This is a genomic window from Streptomyces humi, from assembly GCF_001005085.2.
GTDB lineage: Bacteria > Actinomycetota > Actinomycetes > Streptomycetales > Streptomycetaceae > Streptomyces > Streptomyces humi.
Genome location: NZ_LBMU02000103.1, coordinates 1 through 3,752 on the forward strand (window position 1 = coordinate 1; position 3,752 = coordinate 3,752).

Here is a 3,752-nt window from a genome sequence, read left to right on the forward strand (position 1 = left end):
TCTCGTTCCCCCAGTGAAGGACACGTCCGGCGGGCGCCGTGGAACCGGACTCGCCGGGTGTCGTCGTCCCCCCGCAGTGGAGGCGAACGTGCAGAAGGAAGAACTGTTCTCCGGGCTGGCAGCTCCCTCACGTGGCTCGGCCGGGGGTACGCCGGCCTCGCCGCCCTCACCTCTCGGGCCATACGTGGTGAATCAGTTACCCGCCGATCTGGCCGCCGTGGCGCGCGGTCTGTGCACCTACGAGGAACTCGAGGCGCGGCAGTGCCGGTTGCTCGACACGCTCGGTGTGGGCAGGCATGTCGACGGCGACGCCGCCGCGGCGCCACTGGTCCAGCTCGACCTCCTCTTCATGCTCAACGGGTACCTTCCGGCGGGGCCCTCGGCGTTTCCCGGACCCCTGCTGGACGCCGTCTCGGCGCGGTGCGCGCGGTTCCCCGCACTCGACCCGTACATGAGTTACGAACTGCTCATCGACGTCAACTGCGCCGAGTGGCAGCGCGGTGGCGACATACGGGTGTTCTCCGAGGGGCGACTCGGGCTTCTGGAACGGGACTTCTACCTCGGCCACCGGCTGGCGGAGCCCGCGGCGCGTACCGCCTTCGAGCGGTTGTGCGCGGTGCTGCGGGAGCCGGACGCCGTGGACACGGCCGCCGAGTTCGAGGCTGCGCTGTCCGCGCTGGAGGACTTCCGGGCCCACATGGCACGGTTCGGCCGGCTGTCCCGGGAGGCGTTCCGGGCGTTCCGGCCGTACCACATGGGGTATCAGGGCGGACCCCGTGGCGCGAGCGGGGCGTTCATGCCGAGCGTGCAGCTGCTGGAGTTGGTGCTGTTGGCGCCGAGCAGGCAGTACGAGCGGTATCTCGACCAGTCCCTGGCGTACTTCCCGGCGTGGTCCCGGCCCCTCATCAGCGAGTGGCGGGAGCGGTCGGGCAGGGGTGACAACGTTGTTGAGGCGGTCCTCGACGGCCGGGTGAAGACCGGCCGCGGCGCCGCCGGGGTACTGCTCGACCTGGTCGACGGGTTCGTGGACTTCCGCATGGTGCACCTGGGGATCACCAGGAAGGCACTGCCGGAGGTCTTCGCCCCGGACGACGCGCTGACCAGGCGGGACATCCTGGCCCAGGACGGCGAGGGGGACGTCCTGGCCGACGGTGAGCCGGGTACTTCCGGGTTCGGTGTGCACACCGTGCTGACGAACGCGGTGTACCGGTTGCTGGCGGCGCGTCGGCTTCTCGCCGAACTGCCGGACCGGTCACCGGCCGACGCGGGAGGGAGCCACGTATGACGGCTCTCCAGGTGGCCGTCGTGGACGCCTTCGGTACCTCGCACCGTTATGTGGACGCCTTCGCCGCCGTCGGGTGCGGGGTGGTCCACGTGCGGAGCACCCCTGAGCTGCTTCCGGGGGTCGCCGCGGTGAACCCGGCCCGGTTCAGCCGCACGCTCGTGGCCGGAGAGGATCCCGACGTACTGGCCGAGCGGCTGGCCGTGCTTCAGCCGCGTGCCGTGCTGCCCGGCCGGGAGTCGGGGGTGGAGCTGGCGGACGCGCTGTCCGAGAGGCTGGGACTCCCGTCGTCCAACGGTACGGCGCTCAGCGCCGCCCGGCGGGACAAGTACCTCCAGATCGAACGGCTCAGGGCGGCCGGGGTGCCCGCGCTGCGGCAGGTCCGCACCGGGGACGCGGCCGAGTTGAGGGCCTGGCACGCGCGGCTGGACGGTACGGCCGTGGTGAAGCCGCCGCGGGGCGCGCTGGGACACGGGGTGCGGTTCTGTGACGGACCCGACGACTCGGCCGGCGCTCTCACTGCGCTGCGGGGCACGACGTCCGCGTTCGGGGACCGGATCACCGAGGTGGTCGCCCAGGAGTACCTCGTCGGCGCGGAGTACGTCGTGAACACCGTCAGCTGTGAAGGTGTGCACACCGTCACGGATGTCTGGAGCACCGACCGGGTCTCGGCCAACGGGGTGCGGGACCTGGTCGTGGCACAGGTGCTGCTGCGTCACGAGGACCCGGTCGTGGACGATCTGGTGCGATACGGCTTCCAGGTGCTGGACGCGCTCGGTGTCCGGTTCGGCGCGGCGCACCTGGAGATCAAGCTCACGCCGGACGGCCCGCGGCTGGTGGAGGCGGGCGCCCGGCCGTCCGGGCTGCCGTACCACGTCGCGGATGCCATCGGTGAGGGCCAGTTGGAGTGGGCGGTGGACGCGTACCTGCGGCCGCGGCGCTTCCTGGCCCGGGCCGGTGTGCCGTACCGGCGTCGTGTCGCGGCCGCCTGGGCGGCGCTGGTGTCGCCGGTTGCGGGCCGGCTGGTGGGGTACCGCGCCCTGGACGAGGTGCGGAGCCTGGAGAGTGTGCGTGAGGTCAGTGTGCTGGTCCGCCCCGGCGAGGACCTCACGGCGACCACGTGGGACCTGGAGTATCCGGTCGTACTGAGTCTGCGGCACCCGGTGGAGGCGGTGCTGAGACGGGACCTGAACACCGTCCGGTACCTGGACGGTGCGGGGATGTACGAGGTCAGCCCCTGAGCAGGTGGGCGCGGCCGAACAGCGATGCGGCGGTACGGGCGGTCGGCGTGCCGGCGTCGGGGTCGGCGCCGGCCTCCAGCAGGACCGCCACCACGTCGTCGGCTCCCTTGAAGAGGGCGCCGGCCACGGGTGTCTGGTCGCGGGCGTTGCGCAGATCGGGGTCGGCGCCGAGCCGTAGCAGCGCCCGTACGGTGTCGGTGCGGCCGTGGTACGCGGCGAGCATGAGGAGCGTGTTGCCGGCCTCGTCGCTCGCGTCGACCGGGAGACCGTGCGCCACGAAGTCCGTCAGCGTCCCGGTGCTGCCCGTGCGGGCCAGGTCCATGGCCAGGGCCACCACCCGCCGGGTCTGCTCAGGGGTCAGTGCTCCGCTGGTCATGAGTGCGTTCTCCGGTTCGGCTCCGGTGGGCCCGCTGCCCGCCCGTCGTGTGGTCCGGGCCCGCCGGTCGTGTGGTCCGGGCCCGCCGTGTCCGGGCCCCGCCCGGTCGGGTGCGGGGTCCGGGGGCGGCGAGCGGGACGGAGGTCAGAGTCGGCCGGCGGCCAGCGCCTCGATCGCCCCGCGGACGCCTTCGCCGTACGCCGGGTCGGCCTGGGTGCAGTGGGCGATGTGCCGTTCGACGCTCCGCTCGGACGCGCCGTCGATCGCGCGTGCCGTGTTCTCGAAGAGGACCTGGCGCTGTCCGGGGGTCATCAGGCGGAAGAGGTCGCCGGGCTGCTCGAAGTAGTTGTCGTCGTCCGCGCGGAAGTCGAAGCGGTCGGCGACGGCACCCACGGCGAGCCGGGGCTCGCGGTAGGCGGGCTGTTCCTGCCAGCGTCCGTAGGAGTTCGGCTCGATGCCCGGGGTGGCGCCCTGGTTGCCGTCCACGCGCATGGCGCCGTCGCGGTGGTAGGAGTTCGCCGGGTTCCTCGGGGCGTTGACCGGGATCTGGTGGTGGTTGACGCCCAGGCGGTAGCGCTGGGCGTCGCCGTAGGAGAAGAGGCGGCCCTGGAGCATCCGGTCCGGGGAGAAACCGATGCCGGGGACCACGTTCGCCGGACTGAAGGCGGCCTGCTCGACGTCGGCGAAGTAGTTGTCGGGGTTGCGGTTGAGCTCCCACTCGCCGACCTCGATCAGCGGGTAGTCCTTCTTCGACCAGACCTTGGTGAGGTCGAAGGGGTGGAAGCGGTAGTGCTCCGCGTCGGCCTCCGGCATCACCTGGACGAACAGCTTCCACTTCGGGAAGTCGCCGTCC

General features: G+C 72.0%; 4 protein-coding genes. 2 read left to right on the forward strand and 2 right to left on the reverse strand.

Going from position 1 to position 3,752, the window contains the following annotated elements; genetic code table 11:
• Positions 1-184 precede the first annotated feature (184 nt).
• Both AAW13_RS38885 and AAW13_RS38890 read left to right on the forward strand, forming a co-directional pair.
• A complete protein-coding gene (locus AAW13_RS38885) occupies positions 185-1,285 on the forward strand; it encodes a hypothetical protein (protein ID WP_143145073.1) in 1,101 nt (366 codons plus the stop codon).
• The gene (locus AAW13_RS38890) at positions 1,282-2,523 is read left to right on the forward strand and encodes a hypothetical protein (protein WP_046734677.1); all 1,242 of its coding nucleotides are present in this window, start codon (positions 1,282-1,284) and stop codon (positions 2,521-2,523) included. The genes AAW13_RS38885 and AAW13_RS38890 overlap by 4 nt, the downstream gene beginning before the upstream one ends.
• Here AAW13_RS38890 and AAW13_RS38895 read toward each other — a convergent pair.
• Both AAW13_RS38895 and AAW13_RS38900 read right to left on the reverse strand, forming a co-directional pair.
• On the reverse strand, positions 2,513-2,899 hold the full coding sequence (locus tag AAW13_RS38895; RefSeq protein ID WP_046734678.1) for an ankyrin repeat domain-containing protein: 387 nt from the start codon (positions 2,897-2,899) through the stop codon (positions 2,513-2,515). The genes AAW13_RS38890 and AAW13_RS38895 overlap by 11 nt on opposite strands.
• A gap of 144 nt (positions 2,900-3,043) precedes the next feature.
• The coding region (locus tag AAW13_RS38900) for a catalase (RefSeq protein ID WP_143145074.1) at positions 3,044-3,752 on the reverse strand (709 nt) is incomplete at its 5' end.

What these genes read in the sequence shown, in the direction of transcription:
- AAW13_RS38890 (WP_046734677.1), top strand. Translation starts at nt 1,282, where the DNA reads ATGACGGCTCTCCAGGTGGCCGTCGTGGACGCCTTCGGTACCTCGCAC.
- AAW13_RS38895 (WP_046734678.1), bottom strand. Translation starts at nt 2,899, where the DNA reads ATGACCAGCGGAGCACTGACCCCTGAGCAGACCCGGCGGGTGGTGGCC.